Genomic DNA, 15629 nt, shown 5'->3' with positions numbered 1-15629 from the left:
TCCACCCCATAGCCGACCGCAGGTATGCTCCTGGTCACCCAAGGCCCATGTGGAGGTCGCCATGGAACTGTCCGACCTGCGGGTCTTCCTGGCTGTCGCTCGAACTCAGGGCATCACCAAGGCCGCTCAGGAACTGCACACCGTGCAGTCGAATGTCAGCGCGCGGATCCACTCGCTGGAAAAGGAGCTCGGCGCCCCGCTGTTCCGTCGGCACGCCCGGGGCGTGGCGCTGACCAATGCGGGCGAGCAGCTGCTGCCGTATGCCGAGCGCATCAGCAGGCTCGTCGACGACGCACGACACGTCATCGGCGACGAGACCGATCCGTGCGGACCGCTGCGGATCGGGTCCATGGAGACCACGGCGGGCCTGCGGCTTCCCGCGGTGCTGGCAGCCTTCGCGGAGGACTGTCCCCGCGTCGAGTTCTCGCTGATCACAGGGCCGACCGAACAGCTGGTACGGGACGTCCTGGAGTACCGGCTCGACGGCGCGCTGGTCAGTGGCCCCGTGCGGCAGCCCGACATGGTGGAGACCCCGGTCTTCGAGGAACGCCTCGTCCTCGTCACGGCACGCCGGGTCACCGACCTGGACTCCGTCATGCGCGACCCCAAGATCCTCGTCTTCCGTACCGGCTGCTCCTACCGCAGGCGCTTGGAAAGCATCCTGCAGGCGCGGGGCGCTGCCGGTGTTCGCTGCATGGAATTCGGAACTCTGGACGGCATCCTCGGCTGCGTCGGGGCCGCCATGGGCCTCACCCTGCTGCCTGCCGCTGTGGTCGAGCGGCACGCCTCCCAGGAACAACTTCGCGTACACGAGCTGCCGGAGGAGGAGGCACGCGCTCAGACTGTCTTCGTCCAGCGCGTCGACACACCGCCGTCGCCCGCCCTGACGCGCTTCCTCACACACGCGCGGGCCGCGGAGCAGGCTCCACCCGCCCTGCGGATGGTCGGGCGTTCTGCCACGGCAACCGGCTGAGCGACGGCTGATCGGCCTCCGAGAAGTGGGGTGCGTTTCCGCGCCCGTTGCGGAGCAGCTGATGTCACCGCGGTGCGGTGCATCGGCGTGCTGCCGCATCGGCCTCGTACTGGATGTACTGGGTTGATGCGGCAGTGCGTCAAGGTGCCGGGCGGCGGCGGGGGGCGTGCCTCACTTCCCGAGGCCGTTAAGTCACCGGCCTGACGCTCGTTGGCCATCGGAAAGTTCTCTTCCAGCGATGCCTCCCATCGCAACCAATCGTTGGATATGAAATCTCGGTGAACCTACTGTCCCCCTAACGCCGCACCGCCCGCCGCACCGCCGGGCGGATGCCTGGACGAAGGGGACTTCGCCTTGCTGACAACGCGCCTTACCCACGCCTTCGGAATCGAGCACCCCGTCGTGCTCGCCCCGATGGACCTGGTCTCCGGGGCCCGGCTCGCCACCGCGGTGACCACCGCGGGCGGACTCGGCATGATCGGCGGAGGCTACGGCGACGCAGAGTGGCTGAAGCGGGAGTTCGCCGCCGCGGCCGGCACCCGGGTGGGGTGCGGCTTCATCACCTGGAGCCTGGCCCGCCACCCCGAGCTGCTCGACGTCGCCCTGGAGCACCAGCCCGCCGCGGTCATGCTGTCCTTCGGCGACCCGGCCCCGTTCGCCGACCGGATCCGCGCCGCGGCCGTACCGCTGCTGTGCCAGGTCCACACGCTCGACCAGGCCCGCCAGGTCCTTGACGCCGGAGCGGACGTCATCGTCGCGCAGGGCGGGGAGGCCGGCGGGCACGGAGTCGGGACGCGGTCGACGTTCACCCTCGTACCCGATGTCGCGGACCTGATCGCCGACCGCTCTCCGCACACGCTCCTGCTGGGCGCCGGCGGGGTGGCGGACGGTCGCGGACTCGCCGCCGCGCTCGCCCTCGGCGCGGACGGTGTCCTGGTCGGAACCCGCTTCTGGGCGACGGAGGAGGCGGTGGTCTCCGCTCGCGCCCACGCCCGCGCGGTGGCCGCCGGCGGCGACGACACCGTCCGAACCAGCGTCTACGACATCGTGCGCCAGTACGACTGGCCCGCCGAGTACAACGGTCGCCTGCTGCGCAACCACTTCGTCGACCGGTGGCACGGGCGGGAGTCGGAACTCGGCGCACATCTCGCCGAGGCCGCCGCGGAGTTCAAGGCCGCTGTCTCGCAGCAGGACTTCGACGTCGCGAACATGATCGTCGGCGAGTGCGTGGGCCTGGTCCAGGAGACCCTGCCCGCCGGTGAAGTGGTGCGCAGGATGGCGCAGGACGCCGCCGCCCGCCTCGGCCGTTGGGCGCCGCAGACCGCCGCGGTCAGCGGCTGAGCCGACACTGTCCCGCAGCGCGCGGACACGGTCGCGGGTCGACATCCCGTTGCCACCCCATGTTCTTCCTCTCGATCAACGAGCGGAAGCGGTCGCTGATCGGCGACCACTCCCCGCACGGCTCAGAAGGTGTTCGGTTCCACACCCGGCTGAAGACGACCGTCGACTGCAGGCCGCGAGGCCCTCAGGACCGATTCGGCTTCGGCGCATCCGCTCATTCCCGCATCCATGCGACACCGCCGCACCGGCGTCGGGAGGGATCACCTTGTCCAGTCCCCTGCCCCCGCAGACCTCTCCGAGAGAACTGCGCCGCATCATCACCGCATCCAGCACCGGCACGCTCATCGAGTGGTACGACTTCTTCATCTACGGCAGCCTCGCCGTCGTCTTCTCCGGCTTCTTCTTTCCCTCCGGCGAATCGAGCCTCGCGCTGCTGGTGAGCGTGGCGGCGTTCGGCACCGGTTTCGTCGTCCGTCCCCTCGGGGCGTTGTTCTTCGGCAGGCTCGGCGACCGGGTCGGCCGCAAGAAGACCTTCCTCGCCACGCTCATCGTCATGGGCGCCGCCACCACCCTCATCGGCTGTCTCCCGAAGTACGACACCATCGGCATCGCGGCCCCCGTACTGCTGGTACTGCTGCGGCTCCTCCAGGGCTTCGCGGTGGGCGGCGAGTACGGCGGCGCCGCCACCTACGTCGCCGAGCACTCCCCCGCGGACCGTAAGGGCTTCTTCACCAGCTTCCTGCAGACCACGGCCAGTCTGGGGCTGCTGCTGTCCCTGGGCGTCGTCGTCGCCTGTCGGCTCCTGCTGGGAGAGGAGGCGTTCACCTCGTGGGGCTGGCGTCTTCCGTTCCTGCTCTCCGCCGTCCTCGTCGTCCTGTCGCTGAGGTTGCGGCTGAAGCTCCATGAGTCGCCCGTGTTCGCCCGGATGCAGGCACAGGGCACCCTCTCCAAGGCGCCCATCCGGGAGACGCTGGGCGACCGCCAGTCCCTCGGCCTCGTCCTGCTCACCTTGTTCGGCCTGACCGCCGGCCTGGGAGCGGTCTGGTACACCAGCCAGTTCTACGCCCTGTACTTCCTGCAGAGCGTGCTGAAGGTGGACTTCCTCACCACGAACATCTGTATGGCGGTCGCGCTGGTGCTGGGTACGCCCTCCTACATCCTGTTCGGCCGGCTGTCCGATCGGTACGGCAGGCAGCCTGTCATCGTGGCGGGCCTGGCCCTTTCGGCCGTGAGCTTCCTGCCCCTGTACACCTGGATCCGCGAAGCCGCCGCAGACCGGTCATGGGCGCAGGTCGTGGTGGCGGTGACGCTGCAGATCGTGTTCAGCGCCATGGTGTACGCGCCGACGGCCGCCTGTCTGACCGAGTTGTTCCCGCCCCGGATCCGCTATACCGGCCTGTCGGTGTCGTACCACCTGGGCGCCGGTGTCTTCGGTGGGTTCATGCCGCTCATCGCGCTCTCGCTCACCACGTCAACCGGCAACCAACTCGCCGGCCTGGCCTACCCCATCGCCGTGGCGGCCGTCTCCACCGTGGTCAGCCTGACGCTGCTGCGCGGAGGCAGGGACAACAGACTCGTCCGCACCGTGTGGGCCCGGTACGGCACACCCGATCGGGCGGACTCGCCCGAACCCGCCCCCACCAAGTGATCCGGACCAGCGCCCGTCTCCCCTGACAACGCGGGCGCTGCCACAGGGTTCCGCCACGTAACCGGGCGTGGCGGAACTCCGACCACCCGCCTCACCACAGCCCCCATCGCCGTACTCCGTCCCCGTCACCACTGACCGCACCTCAAACCCATGGAGCAGCCATGTCCCCCTTCCGCAGATCACGCATCGCCCTGATCGCGACCGCCGTCGCCGCCACCGCCGTCACCGCCGCCTGTTCCAAGCGCACCGACTCCGCCGACTCGAACAGCTCCGGCAGCTCCGCCGGCCGCAAGCTGTCCGTGGTCGTCGTGTCGGGCCCGCTGAGCGACCCGTTCTTCGGCGCGATGAAGACCGGCGCCGACAACGCCGGCAAGGAGCTGAACGTCTCCACCGAGTACCTCAGCCCGACCTCGACCGACGCCTCCGGCCCGACGCTGGCCAAGCTGATGCAGGCGGCCGTGGCGAAGAAGCCGGACGCCATCGTGGTCGGCAATTTCTTCCCCGAGGCCCAGAACCCCGAGATCAAGGCGGCCATCAAGGCGGGAATCCCGTTGGTCGTCATCAACTCCGGCGTGTCGGACTGGAAGCAGCTCGGTGCCCTGTCGTTCGTCGGCATCGAGCCGGCGGTTGCCGGCACCAAGTCGGGCGAGGAGTCGGCCAAGCTCGGAGTGAAGAAGGGGCTGTGCATCAACACGGTCCCGGGCAACCCCGCCCTGGAGCAGCTGTGCCAGGGCTACACCGACGCACTCAAGAAGGCCGGTGGCACGGCGAGTTCGCTGCGTATCCCGTACCAGAACTCGACCAACCCCACGAAGGTCACCCAGGCCATCGCTGGCGCGCTCAAGGCCGACAAGAGCGTCGACGGTGTGTTCACCACGGGTTCCATCGTCGCCGAGAGCGCGCTGACCGCGGCGAACAACGTCGGCCGCAAGCTGACCATCGGCAGCGGTGACCTGTCCACCAAGGTCCTCAAGGACGTCGAGGTAGGCAAGATCCAGTACGCCATGGACCAGCAGCCCTACCTCCAGACGTACTACGGCGTCCTGATCGCCAAGCAGTACGTGCAGTACGGGATCGCGCCCTCCGGCACGGTGCTCACCGGTCCGCTGGTCATCGACAAGGACAGCGCGGGCGACGCGCTGAAGATCAACGAGACGTACCAGGGCATCCGCGGTGCCTCCTGAGACGCCGCAGCCGCAGACCACCCGTTTCAGGAGAGAGCACTCATGACCATTCACCAAGCGGCTCCGGCGCCCGCTGTGCCGGACGCGCAGAGCGAACCCCTCAGCCGTTCACTGATCGCACGCACGGCAAGGCGCCCGGAGTTCGGCGCGCTGATCGGAGCTGTCGCGGTGTACGTCTTCTTCCTGGTGACCGCGTCCGGCGCGGGCTTCACCAGCGTGGACGGCACCGCGAGCTGGCTGGACACCGCCGCCGAACTGGGAGTGGTCGCCACCCCTGTCGCGCTGCTCCTCATCGCCGGGGAGTTCGACCTGTCGATCGGCTCCGTCGTCGGCGCCACGTCGGCGATCGTGGCCATCGCCAGCGGCACCTACACCATGCCCCAATGGGCATCGATCCCTCTGGCCATCGGCTTCGGCCTGCTGGTCGGGCTGGTCAACGGCCTCGTCGCCACCCGCACCAAGCTGCCTTCCTTCATCGTCACCCTGGGGAGTTCGCTGGTCGTGGGCGGTGGCGCCCTGGGCCTCAGCCGCGCCCTGTCGGGGAGTACGGCGGTGACGCTGACGCCGGAGCCGAGCGTGCAGGCCGTGTTCGGCTCCAAGGTGGGGCAGTTCCAGGTCTCCATCGTGTGGTGGCTGGCGATCACCCTGCTCGCCTGGTGGGTGCTGACCCGCACCCGCACCGGAAGCTGGATCTACGCCACCGGAGGGGCCCCCGAAGTGGCCCGGGACGCCGGCGTGCCGACCGCCCGGGTCAAGGTCGGGCTCTTCATGGCCACCTCCGCCGGTGCCGCACTGGTTGGTGTCCTGCAGACGATCACCTACAGCGGGGGTGACGTCACCCGTGGCTCCAGCTTCATCTTCGACGGCGTGATCGCCGCCGTGATCGGCGGAGTGCTCCTCCAGGGCGGCTACGGCACCACCCTCGGCGTCCTCCTGGGCACGGCGACCTACGGCATCGTCAGCATCGGCATCTTCTACACCGGATGGAACACCGACTACGCCCAACTGTTCCTCGGCGCCCTCCTGCTGGTCGCCGTCATGGCGAACAACTACTTCCGCAAGCTCGCACTGAGTGGCAGGTGACCCTCATGACAACCACCGTGACCGACCCTCGCCTGATCGAACTCCAGGGCGTCACCAAGCAGTTCACCGGGGTGTGCGCCTGCTCGGACGTCTCGCTCACCGTCCGCCCCGGCCAGGTGCTCTGCCTGCTCGGGCACAACGGGGCCGGCAAGTCCACCCTCATCAAGATCCTCTCCGGGGTGTACGCGCCCACGGAGGGCACGATGCTCATCGACGGCGAGCCCGTGACGCTCGGCGGTCCGCGCGACGCCCTGGACCGTGGCATCGCCACCGTCCACCAGGGCGCGGGCACCGTCCCGCTGATGAGCGTGGCCCGCAACTTCTTCCTCGGAGCCGAACCCACCAAGGGCCGGGGACTGTTCCGCAGATTCGACGCCGCGACGGCGGCCCGGATCGCCCTGCGGGAGATCCAGCAACTGGGCATCCGCCGGATCCGCGACGCCGACCAGCTGGTGGGCACCATGTCCGGCGGCGAGCGGCAGGCCCTCGTCATCGCCCGCGCCCTGCACTTCGGCGCCCGTGTGCTGATCCTCGACGAACCGACCTCGGCACTCGGCGTCCGCGAGGCCGAGATCGTCCTGCGGGCCGTCGAAACGGCACGGGACCGGGGCATCGGCGTCGTCCTGATCACCCACCAGGCACATCAAGCTCTGCGGGTCGGCGACCACTTCGCCGTCATCGCCCACGGCCGGCTCGTCGCCTCGTTCGCGCGCGGCGAGAAGGAGGCCGCCGAGGTCATGGATCTGATGGCGGGCGGCGCGGCGATGGAGGAACTGGAGCGTGAGCAGGCATGAGCACGATGCACAAGGCGGTGGCGACGGCATCCGGCTACACGTCACCCCGATTCTCAGGCGTCCACGACGCCTTCGAGAGCAACCTCCGCAACGGCGACGACCTCGGCGCCTCCGTCGCTGTCTACCACCACGGCGAGCTGGTCGTGGACCTGTGGGGCGGCGCCTGCGACACCAGCGGGACGCCGTACCCCGAGGACGCCCTGCACGTGGGGTACTCCGTGACCAAGGGCGTCATGGGCCTGGTGCTCGCGAGCCTGGTCGATACGGGCGAGGTGGATCTCGACGCGCCGGTGTCGGCCTACTGGCCGGAGTTCGGCGCGGCCGGCAAGGACGGCGTCGTGGTCCGTGAACTGGCCTCGCACCGAGCCGGCTTGCCCGCCTTCGACGAGCCGGTGACCAAGGCCGACCTCGCCGACTGGGACGGGTGCGTGCGACGCCTGGCCCGACAGGAGCCGGCGTGGTACCCGGGCATCCGGCACGGCTACCACGCCCTGACCCTCGGCTACCTGGTGGGCGAGGTCACTCGGCGCGCGAGCGGCAAGAGCGTCGGCGCCCTGTTGCGCGAGCGCTTCGCCCAGGACGGAGACCCCCAGGCATGGATAGGCCTGCCCACCGAGCACAACGGCCGCGTCGTCCGGTACCAGGACGCCGCTCCCACACCGGGAATCGGCGCCTTCCTGGCCAGGGCCGCCGAGATCCCGGGCACGCTGACCCATGCCACCTTCAACAACCCCGTCGTCAGCGCGGATCTCTTCAACGATCCCGCGATGTGGCGGCCGGAGATCCCCGCCGCCAACGGCGTCTTCGACGCCAGGTCGCTGGCCGGGCTCTACTCCAGCGTGGTCGACGGCCCGCTGCGCACCATCTCGCCCACCACGGTGGACCGGGTCCGACGCCAGCAGGCCCACGGGCCCGACGAGGTCCTGGTCGACCAGCCCACCCGCTTCGGCACCGTCTTCGGGCTGTCGTCCCCACGTCAGCCCATGCTCGGCCACGGCTCCTTCGGCCACGACGGCCTCGGCGGACACCTGGCCTTCGCCCACCCGGAGTCCGGCATCGCGTTCGCCTTCCTCACCAACCGGGCCATCCCCGACCCCACACCTCACACCCGACTATGGCGCCTGCTCTCGGCGATCGCTGCGGCCTTGTGATCAGTGCTCTCCTCGCCGACTCCCGCATCACCGGGGGTACCGCTCCCCTCATGGAGCGTGGCCCCTGCGCGCCAGTGGACACACAACCTGCTGAGGCGTCCCTCCGTAGCCAACCAGTTGGACGGACTGCCTACGATGCCGATCCTGACGCTGATTTCGGCACTGCCTCGAAGACCCGTGTTTCCGGATCGAGCGGCTGTACGTTGTCGACCAGGGCGGACACCGAGATGCCGAGGGTGTCGGCCAGCCGGACCAGGATCGCCAGATTGGGGTTGCCTGGGCCTTCTCCAGGGCCACCAGGGCTCCCTTACTGACCTGGGCGCGTCGGCTGAGTTCCTCCAAGGAGAGGCGCGCCCAGGTGCGGGCCGCCCGGACGTTGTGCGCGACCGTCCGCAGGGCTGCGGCTGTCTCGGCCATCAGAGCTCCATCCTCGCCGCTGGTCACTTCAATGCACTGCTCGGTCGTTTGGTTGACACGATACGCGGACGGAACCGAGGCCTTCACCCCGCTCGGCGAACCCGACACCGTCGAAACCCCCAAGCCCGGCGAGATCATCTACGCGGACACCACCGGCGTCCTGACCCGGCACTGGAACCACCGCGACGCCCACCGCACCCCGCGTCACCGAGGACTCCACCCACGTCGCCTTCGTCCTCGAAACCCTCCACGCCACCCGCGACGGCGACCTCCTCAAGGTCGCAGCGGAGGAACTGCAGGCCCTGCTCACACCGCACACCGCGCAGACCGCCGTGCACTACCTCAGCCCGGCACAACCCCAGACCACCACCTGACACCGCCACCCACCCCGGCGGCCCCGGCTGTCCGGCCACGAAAGCCCCGCAGAGCCCATGAACTCCTCCGGGCAGGAGCGGAGCGCAGGCCGAGGACGAGCAGGTCCTTGGGGAACATCGGTGACCTGCCCCGCGAGGGCCTACTGGACGCCACGATCCAGCGGGTGAGTTCGATGCCGGATGGGAAGAGACCCGGCCGCGGTCTCCCGAGGGGAGGGAGCGTGGCCTCCGCGGCCGGGTCGTTCAGCGCACCGTCCGCGTCCCCACGGGCGGTGCAGACCGGGTACGCCGCTCTGCGTACCCGGGGTCTACGGGGTGGGGACCAGTGGCGTGGTGCCTACGGCCCCGGTGTCGCCGCCGTACTCGAGCAGACCGAGGTAGGTCTGACCGGCCGGGAGGCGGCGCCAGGAGACAGCGGCTTCAACGGAGTCACCCGCGCTCACCCGCTGCTCGGCCGGGGCCATGGTGGCCGACCGGTCCAGCTCTGGTGTCCTTGCCGATCAGCCGAGTGTGCGGGCGTACGTCTGGCTCGTGACTCCCTTCGGAAGGGCGTACTGGACGACGAACTTCTGCTGGGGTACGCCGCTCTGCGGCAGGACGGCCGCGAAGGTGCTTGCGATCACCTTGTGGCCGAGAGGATTCGGGTGGGGGTCTTGCATGGTGCAGGCCCAGGTCAGTTGGCAGATCTTGGCCACGTTCGCGGGTATCTCGCCGTAGCTGGGCACACTGACGGGGGTGACATCGCCAGAGGAGAAGGCTCCGGCCACGTCCGCCACCTTGAATCCAGCGGCGGCGTACACCTGCGAGATGGCCCCTTCTCGGACTTGAAGAGGGATACCGAGCGCTGGGCGGTCTGCTGCCCGGCCGCGCCGCGGAGCCATTGCGCCAGGAACGGGTTGTAGTACGTCGCGCCCGCGTACTGGGTGCCTTGGGTACCCGCCTGGCGGTGCGCGCGTGATCTGAGCCAGGTTCGTCGGGATGGCCTGACCGGCACGGTTCACGCACGTCTGGTCGATGGCACCGGTCGTGTCGTCGGCGCATTCCAGGATGTCGTTGGCGCCGATGTCGATGGTCACGTAGCTGACGTGGCCGCGGTGCTTGGCCATGGCCTTGGCGGCGGCATCCAGTTGGGACTTGGCGTTGGGGTAATGGCATGTATCGCCCTTGAGCAGCGAGGCGGTGGTCTCCCCGGTGCAGCCGAGGCGGATGTGCTTCAGGCCGGGCTGACGCTGCTTGAGCTGTGCGTAGAGCTGGTCGGTGTAAGCGATGCGGGTGTCCTTGTCGACGTCCGACGGTCCCGCGGCGACGATGTCGGGGCGCTCCGTGGGCGGCACCTGCTCCCGCAGCGCGAGCGTGAGGTAGTCGCGGTCGCCGAGATCCCGGACGGTCGTGACACCGGTCGCCAGCGTGGCCGCCGCCGAGGCACGTGCGGTTTCCAGTACAGCCTCGTGGCTGTCGGACGACACATGCTCCACGGCGTCCTTGCTGCCGTCCCAGCACAGATGCACATGCGCGTCGATCAGCCCGGGAAGCAGCCACCCGTCCGGCCCGAAGTCCGTCACCGCCGCGTGCTGTGGCGCTGCCGCTCCCGTGAAGTCCACGTCGCGGATCACGCCGTCCTCTACCAGCACCATGCCCGATTGTCTGACGTCCACGCCGTCGAAGACGTGCCCTGCCCGAAGCGCCAGCAGTTCGCTGCGCATAACAGTCATCTCCAAGGAACCGCACAGTGGGGGGTGATGCGGGCAAGCTCAGTTGTTGCCGGGCCGGCCGCAGGCAGATGCGCCGTACTGGTCGGTGGGACAACACCTGGTGACTCACCTGCAGCAACAGGCCGACTGGCTCAACCGTCCGGTCTCCGCTTTCGTCATCGCTACCGTCATGGAACGCGCGGAGCGGGACCCGGCCGTACGAAGCCTGCGCGACGAGATGTTCGGCCGCGCCGACGAGCACATCACCGACGCACTCGCCGCCGCCGTCGCACGCGGTGAACTACGCGCCGGCATCCCGTGCGATCTCCCGGGAGGTTCGGGGCACTGCCTCGGATCAGGGGGTGTCCCGGCATACCCAAGTGACCGTGGTGGTGGCCGGGTTGTCCATGCGGACGTACCTCACCAACTTGATCGACTTGGCCCGCCCCTGGGTCAGGTCCTTGCTGCGCCTTCCGTCGTGGCCTGCCTCGTGGCGCCCACCAAATCACCGACCTGGGCCGCAGACGCGACACCGCTTGCCGCGAATGCCGTGGTAACGGCAAGGGCCGTCACCACGAGAGTCTTCCTCGCCGTAGCCTTCATTTCTCTGCGGTCTCCTTTTGACGGTTATTGCCGGGGGTAGGTCGGAGCAGCGCGCCATGCCGTTCGGCGGGGTCTCCACGACTGATCCAATTCTCGCCGTTTGATCAGACCTGAGGGAACGAGAGATAGCCGATGGCACGCATAGCTGAGATCGATACCGCACGAAACGCGGCACTGGGCGGACGTATCTCTTGCGACGCGCTGACTCAGCTCTCGAGGTTCAACGGGAGCAACTGCTCCGCACACGTCTCGGTCACGAGCGCCTGGTGGCCCCTGGCACAGGTGCCAAAGCCAAGATCACCCCAGCCGACCGGGTCCTGGTCACCGTGCTCCACCTGCGCAAACTCGCGACCATGGACCTCCTCGGCCAACTCTTCGGCGTCACCGCCGTGACCATCAGCCGCGCAAAAAACAGCTACGCCCACTCCTGAAAGGAAACGGCCACCACATCAACCCTTCTACGGCCCGCCTTCGCACCCCAGCCGACGTCGCGGCTTGAGTAGCGAGGGACGCAACCGGATGCTTCCGCAGGTTGGGATGTCGGCGAGCAGCCGTGGAGCGCGGCCGTAGAGGGCCTCGGCATAGTCCGTAGCCTCCAGCAGTTTGCCACCGAGCATGCGGAAGAAGTCCGGTGCCTGGCTGTGCCGTTCGCGGTCGTCGCCGTCCAGGAGCAGATGGACACCTTCTCGCTGTGAACCACGACGGGCCTTCCGCCACCGCCGATGCTTCTGAGCGGCGGGCTGCTCGGCGACCTGCACGGCGAGACGGCCCTCCCGCTGGCCTGGCTGCCCGAGTTGAAGGGCCGTCCGACCATCCTGGAACTCGCCGACGACTTCGCCATGGAGATGGCCCAGGGGCCCGCGTTGCACGGTCCGGCTGGTTTGTCCCCGGCCTGGCTGGCCAGGTACCCGAGGAGCGGGGCTGAGGCGGCGAAGTCCGTGGAATTAATGTGTAGTTATGCAGTTTTGAAACGCGTTGATCTTCTCTCGCCAGCCGTTGGGTAACAGTGATCTCGGGGGACTTGACCACTCCACAGCGACCGTCATACGCGTACGCCCGAAAGGCATGCGCGCGGGGGAAGGCACCAACGTGTCCCAGCAACCCCTCGGCCTCCGCCACCGCGCCAGCCGTAGAGCTGCTTCACTCATGGCTCCGGCACTCGTCGGCGGCCTGATCCTCACCTCGGGCCCGGCCGTGTCGGCCGCGTCCATCGCCCCGGCACCGACTCGGCCGGCCGAAGCCGTCCGGCAGAGGCTCACTGCCGGCACCTACCTCGTCCAACTCGCGGACGAGCCCGTCACCACCTACTCCAGGACCGCGGTCAAGCCCGGCCAGCGGCTGAACACGCGGACTGAAGCCGTCCGTGACTACGTCGACCACCTGAACGCGGCGCGCAAGAGGGTGCTGGACGCGGTGAACGGCGTCCGGCCCGTCTACAACTAGCACGTCCTGCTGAACGGATTCGCTGCGAAACTGACGGCTAGCCAGGCGAACGATCTGGCCGGTACGCCCGGCGTCGTCTCAATGACACGGAACGTGATGAGCCATCCGATGGCCGAGACCGGGGCCTCGGCCGCGGCCGGCACTGCAGCGGCGGCCACGCGTGGCGTGCCGAAGGCCGTCACCGGTGAGGCGAAGGCCGACCGGTCCCCCATGGAGATCAAGTCGGCACTGATGACCACCGCGACCACCAAGGACAACGAGGGCAAGCCGATCCAGCGTCAGGACGGCAGCGCGGCCACCCCGCTCGACTACGGCGCCGGACACGTCGTCCCCAACAGCGCCGACGACCCTGGCCTGGTGTACGAGTCCACCCCCGCCGACTGGGCGGCGTATCCGTGCGCCATCGGTCAGCTGCCGCAGACCACCGACGGCAGCGACCCCTGTGCCGACGTGAGGAAATTCGATCCGAGCGACCTCAACTCCCCGACGATCTCGGTGGGCGACATCGCCGGCAAGCAGACCGTGACCCGCACGGTCACCGACGTCACCGGCACGGACGGTGTCTACCGGGCCACGCTGCGGACCCCGCCCGGCTACCGCGTCTGGAACTTGAAGGCGATCAGCACTCTGATCCGGGCCAGGGTCCACCGCTGGTCTTCCCAGCCGTGCTCGGCGGGACCGAGCGCCAACTCCTTCTCCAACTCGGCGAACTGGCCCTCCGACAGCTTGGGCAGTTTCGGCGGCCCCGCCGAGGCGAGGGCGTCCATCCCGCCCTCACGCCAGGCCCGCCGCCAGCTGACCCGCAGATCCTTCGCGATCACCGCGGTCTTCTCCCCGCGGGCGAACCGCCCGCCCGCCTCGTATCGGATCCGCTCGCGCAACCGCCGCCGCTCCGCGGTCAGTCCGCCACCCTGCGCGTACCGCATACCACCGGCCTACCGCAGGGATCAGCACACGTCACCCCCGAACAACACTCCGAAGAGCTCAGTAGTCAGAGATTTCGGGTCAGGTCAGCAAGGGATCTGACGGATTCTCGTCGCATCGCAACGGAGCTCGTTGGTACAGGCAGTCGACCAAGACAGCTTGTCCCGAAGGAGCTCCGTCGCCCCGCCATTGTGTCCTGCCGGATGCCGACCTGGTCGGCGAAGAGCACCTCGCCGCCCTCGGCCTTCGCCATCGCGCGGTTCGCCGGCCACGTCTCCTCCCGCCAGACGCACACCGCCTCCGGGTTCTGCTCGATGGCCCGCTTGTCCGGGCGTTGGAACGACAGTCCTCACGGGCGCAGGTACTTCCCCACCCCCTGCTCCGTCAGCCGCACCCGGTACAACTTCGCGATCAGATCCCCCACACCGGCACGCGTCCACAGCTGCCCGGCCAGCCCCAGGCCACAGGGCCGGTGATCCAGCACTGCCTGGCGGACCGCCTGCTGCTCGACCGCGTCGAGAACCTGGTGTTCACCGACCCGGCACCCACGCGGCTGGGCCGCGAGCGCTTCGCGCCCGCCGACCAGCCACTTTGCCCACCAGTTGTCCACCGCCTTGAGCGAGACCTGGAACACCGCCGCGACATCCTCACGGCCGCGGCCCGCCACCAACGCGGACCACCGCCCCGCAGCCGTAGGGCCTCTTGCGCCGACGGCGACAACTGTCGTGCGTCCCTCGCCATCGCGCACGGCGCGTTGCCGGTCCGCAGGCTTCCGCTGCGCTCGTCCCCGAGCAGAGGCATGCAGGTTGATGTCCGATCAGCTCTGGGGTGTGTCGTGCGATGCGGTCTGTGCCGTATCGGCGGCGACCAGTCGGCCGGCCTCGACCGCGGTCTTCCTCAGCCAGATGTGCGCGGGGTCACGATCGTGCAGGGGGTGCCACCACAGGGATTCCACCAGTCGCCCCCTGCCGAACGGCAGCTCGACGACGGCCGTGCCGCTGTCGACGGGGAACATGCGGGCGGCGCGTTCCGGGACCACTCCCACCCGGTCGGTGCCGGCGATCAGGAACGGCATGGTGAGGAAGTTCTCGATGGCGATCTCGACCTGCGGTTCGATGCCCTGGGCGTGCAGCCCGTGCAGAGGCGAGAAGCCCATCGCCGGGAAGTGGTAGGGCAGCACCCAAGGACGTGCGGCGAGCGCTTCCGGGGTCGCTGGCGCCGATGTGACGGTGTCGGAGGAGACGACGCACACCCAGCGGTCCTCGTACAGGTCGATGGCTGGGGCGTTGGCCAACAGGCCCTGCGCCAGCAGCATGCCGTCGACGGTGCGCAGATGCTTGGCTGCGTGGCGGACGATGTGCGGGGTGTTGTGCTCGAACCGCAGCCGCACCCCCGGTGCCGCGTCGCGGACCAGCCCGGCCAGCGTCCGGCCGAACGTGGCCAGATGCATATCGGTCACCACCAGGGTGAACTCGCGCCGCGCGTAGGCAGGGTCGAAGACGGGGCGGGTCTGGAAGACCCGGTCCGCCGAGCCGAGCGCCTGCACCATGTGCACGGCCAGGCGCTCGGCCAGCGGGGTGAGCTCGTAGGTGTTGCCCACGCGGGTGAGCAGTTCGTCGCCGAAGTGACGGCGCAACCGGGCCAGCGCGGCACTCACGGTGGGCTGGCTCAGCCCCAGCCGCTGGGCCGCCCGCGTCACACTGCGCTCCTGCAACAGCGCGTCCAACGGCATCAACAGGTTCAGATCCAGACCCACGCCGCCAGGCCTCCGCCCACTATTGCGTTTGTCCATGGCCGGCCGGGGCGAGGCTGGGCCCGGGCGTGTCGGCGCCGTCCTTGCTCTCCCGTTCGTCGGCCTTGCGCTCGCGCTCGGCGCGCTTGCGGTCGCGCTTGTCCTTGGCCTCCTGCTTCCTGATCTCGTCGGCCGCCTTCTCCATCGCCTTCAGTTCGGCCCGCACGTCGTCGGCGGGGCGGCGTTCGAGGGCCGCGCCGTAGCGCGTGGC

The 15629-nt window shown here is 69.1% G+C and carries 15 protein-coding genes and 5 pseudogenes; 14 read left to right on the top strand and 6 right to left on the bottom strand.

Annotated features, from left to right (window positions below):
* Positions 1-61 precede the first annotated feature (61 nt).
* From CLM62_RS06150 to CLM62_RS06120, 7 genes are all read left to right on the top strand, one after another.
* Positions 62-973 (top strand): LysR family transcriptional regulator, encoded by a 912-nt coding sequence (locus tag CLM62_RS06150; protein ID WP_095748834.1) that lies wholly within the window; start codon positions 62-64, stop codon positions 971-973.
* A gap of 354 nt (positions 974-1327) precedes the next feature.
* A complete protein-coding gene (locus CLM62_RS06145; protein ID WP_095748833.1) occupies positions 1328-2314 on the top strand; it encodes a nitronate monooxygenase family protein in 987 nt (328 codons plus the stop codon).
* Between the two features lie 265 nt (positions 2315-2579).
* Complete coding sequence (locus CLM62_RS06140) at positions 2580-3962, top strand: MFS transporter (RefSeq protein WP_218835564.1); 1383 nt, start codon at positions 2580-2582, stop codon at positions 3960-3962.
* 161 nt (positions 3963-4123) lie between these two features.
* Entirely contained in the window at positions 4124-5146 is a 1023-nt protein-coding gene (locus CLM62_RS06135) for a sugar ABC transporter substrate-binding protein (protein ID WP_095748832.1), read from the top strand.
* A 42-nt stretch (positions 5147-5188) separates the two neighbouring features.
* Positions 5189-6229, top strand: a complete 1041-nt coding sequence (locus CLM62_RS06130; protein ID WP_095748831.1) for an ABC transporter permease — start codon at positions 5189-5191, stop codon at positions 6227-6229.
* A 5-nt stretch (positions 6230-6234) separates the two neighbouring features.
* Positions 6235-7023, top strand: coding sequence for an ATP-binding cassette domain-containing protein (locus CLM62_RS06125; protein ID WP_179381966.1), 789 nt, complete (start codon positions 6235-6237; stop codon positions 7021-7023).
* A complete protein-coding gene (locus CLM62_RS06120; protein WP_095748829.1) occupies positions 7020-8174 on the top strand; it encodes a serine hydrolase in 1155 nt (384 codons plus the stop codon). Before CLM62_RS06125 ends, CLM62_RS06120 begins: the two co-directional genes overlap by 4 nt.
* Before the next feature lie 172 nt (positions 8175-8346).
* On the opposite strand, the pseudogene CLM62_RS51090 reads toward CLM62_RS06120, so the two are convergent.
* A pseudogene (locus CLM62_RS51090) lies at positions 8347-8591 on the bottom strand (helix-turn-helix domain-containing protein); the annotation flags it as partial.
* A gap of 58 nt (positions 8592-8649) precedes the next feature.
* On the opposite strand from CLM62_RS51090, the pseudogene CLM62_RS51085 reads away from it, so the two are divergent.
* Positions 8650-8965 (top strand): annotated as a pseudogene (locus CLM62_RS51085) (phenylalanine--tRNA ligase beta subunit-related protein); the annotation flags it as partial.
* A 308-nt stretch (positions 8966-9273) separates the two neighbouring features.
* On the opposite strand, the gene CLM62_RS49790 reads toward CLM62_RS51085, so the two are convergent.
* Together CLM62_RS49790 and CLM62_RS49785 are read right to left on the bottom strand one after the other, a co-directional pair.
* A complete protein-coding gene (locus CLM62_RS49790) occupies positions 9274-9429 on the bottom strand; it encodes a hypothetical protein (protein WP_179381965.1) in 156 nt (51 codons plus the stop codon).
* Between the two features lie 36 nt (positions 9430-9465).
* On the bottom strand, positions 9466-10668 hold the full coding sequence (locus tag CLM62_RS49785) for an amidohydrolase family protein (RefSeq protein WP_179381964.1): 1203 nt from the start codon (positions 10666-10668) through the stop codon (positions 9466-9468).
* 94 nt (positions 10669-10762) lie between these two features.
* Between CLM62_RS49785 and CLM62_RS51080 the strand changes: the two genes are divergently transcribed.
* The 6 genes and pseudogenes from CLM62_RS51080 to CLM62_RS51070 all read left to right on the top strand — a co-directional run bounded on the left by CLM62_RS51080 (position 10763) and on the right by CLM62_RS51070 (position 13728).
* Entirely contained in the window at positions 10763-11299 is a 537-nt protein-coding gene (locus CLM62_RS51080; protein ID WP_306457886.1) for a TetR-like C-terminal domain-containing protein, read from the top strand.
* A gap of 226 nt (positions 11300-11525) precedes the next feature.
* Positions 11526-11690, top strand: coding sequence for a transposase family protein (locus CLM62_RS48550; protein ID WP_179381963.1), 165 nt, complete (start codon positions 11526-11528; stop codon positions 11688-11690).
* A 245-nt stretch (positions 11691-11935) separates the two neighbouring features.
* Positions 11936-12176 (top strand): annotated as a pseudogene (locus tag CLM62_RS51075) (ADP-ribosylglycohydrolase family protein); the annotation flags it as partial.
* A 229-nt stretch (positions 12177-12405) separates the two neighbouring features.
* Positions 12406-12702, top strand: coding sequence for a hypothetical protein (locus tag CLM62_RS06090; protein WP_095748828.1), 297 nt, complete (start codon positions 12406-12408; stop codon positions 12700-12702).
* A gap of 6 nt (positions 12703-12708) precedes the next feature.
* Positions 12709-12789: pseudogene (locus CLM62_RS52925) on the top strand (protease inhibitor I9 family protein); the annotation flags it as partial.
* Positions 12790-12810: 21 nt separating this feature from the next.
* Entirely contained in the window at positions 12811-13728 is a 918-nt protein-coding gene (locus tag CLM62_RS51070; protein WP_257003686.1) for a hypothetical protein, read from the top strand.
* A gap of 247 nt (positions 13729-13975) precedes the next feature.
* Here CLM62_RS51070 and CLM62_RS52635 read toward each other — a convergent pair whose 3' ends face one another.
* From CLM62_RS52635 to CLM62_RS49775, 3 genes and pseudogenes are all read right to left on the bottom strand, one after another.
* The gene (locus CLM62_RS52635) at positions 13976-14260 is read right to left on the bottom strand and encodes a winged helix-turn-helix domain-containing protein (RefSeq protein WP_306457885.1); all 285 of its coding nucleotides are present in this window, start codon (positions 14258-14260) and stop codon (positions 13976-13978) included.
* 183 nt (positions 14261-14443) lie between these two features.
* Positions 14444-15382, bottom strand: coding sequence for a LysR family transcriptional regulator (locus CLM62_RS06070; RefSeq protein ID WP_095748827.1), 939 nt, complete (start codon positions 15380-15382; stop codon positions 14444-14446).
* 19 nt (positions 15383-15401) lie between these two features.
* Positions 15402-15629, bottom strand: a pseudogene (locus CLM62_RS49775) (hypothetical protein); the annotation flags it as partial.

The sequence above is a fragment of the Streptomyces sp. SA15 genome (genome assembly GCF_002291145.1).
Lineage (GTDB): Bacteria > Actinomycetota > Actinomycetes > Streptomycetales > Streptomycetaceae > Streptomyces.
The sequence above is the reverse complement of the archived record's forward strand: the minus strand, read 5'-3'. Positions and strand labels throughout refer to the sequence as shown.

What these genes read in the sequence shown, in the direction of transcription:
- CLM62_RS06150 (WP_095748834.1), top strand. Translation starts at nt 62, where the DNA reads ATGGAACTGTCCGACCTGCGGGTCTTCCTGGCTGTCGCTCGAACTCAG.
- CLM62_RS06135 (WP_095748832.1), top strand. Translation starts at nt 4,124, where the DNA reads ATGTCCCCCTTCCGCAGATCACGCATCGCCCTGATCGCGACCGCCGTC.
- CLM62_RS06130 (WP_095748831.1), top strand. Translation starts at nt 5,189, where the DNA reads ATGACCATTCACCAAGCGGCTCCGGCGCCCGCTGTGCCGGACGCGCAG.
- CLM62_RS06125 (WP_179381966.1), top strand. Translation starts at nt 6,235, where the DNA reads ATGACAACCACCGTGACCGACCCTCGCCTGATCGAACTCCAGGGCGTC.
- CLM62_RS06120 (WP_095748829.1), top strand. Translation starts at nt 7,020, where the DNA reads ATGAGCACGATGCACAAGGCGGTGGCGACGGCATCCGGCTACACGTCA.
- CLM62_RS49790 (WP_179381965.1), bottom strand. Translation starts at nt 9,429, where the DNA reads ATGGCCCCGGCCGAGCAGCGGGTGAGCGCGGGTGACTCCGTTGAAGCC.
- CLM62_RS49785 (WP_179381964.1), bottom strand. Translation starts at nt 10,668, where the DNA reads ATGCGCAGCGAACTGCTGGCGCTTCGGGCAGGGCACGTCTTCGACGGC.
- CLM62_RS06090 (WP_095748828.1), top strand. Translation starts at nt 12,406, where the DNA reads ATGGCTCCGGCACTCGTCGGCGGCCTGATCCTCACCTCGGGCCCGGCC.
- CLM62_RS51070 (WP_257003686.1), top strand. Translation starts at nt 12,811, where the DNA reads ATGGCCGAGACCGGGGCCTCGGCCGCGGCCGGCACTGCAGCGGCGGCC.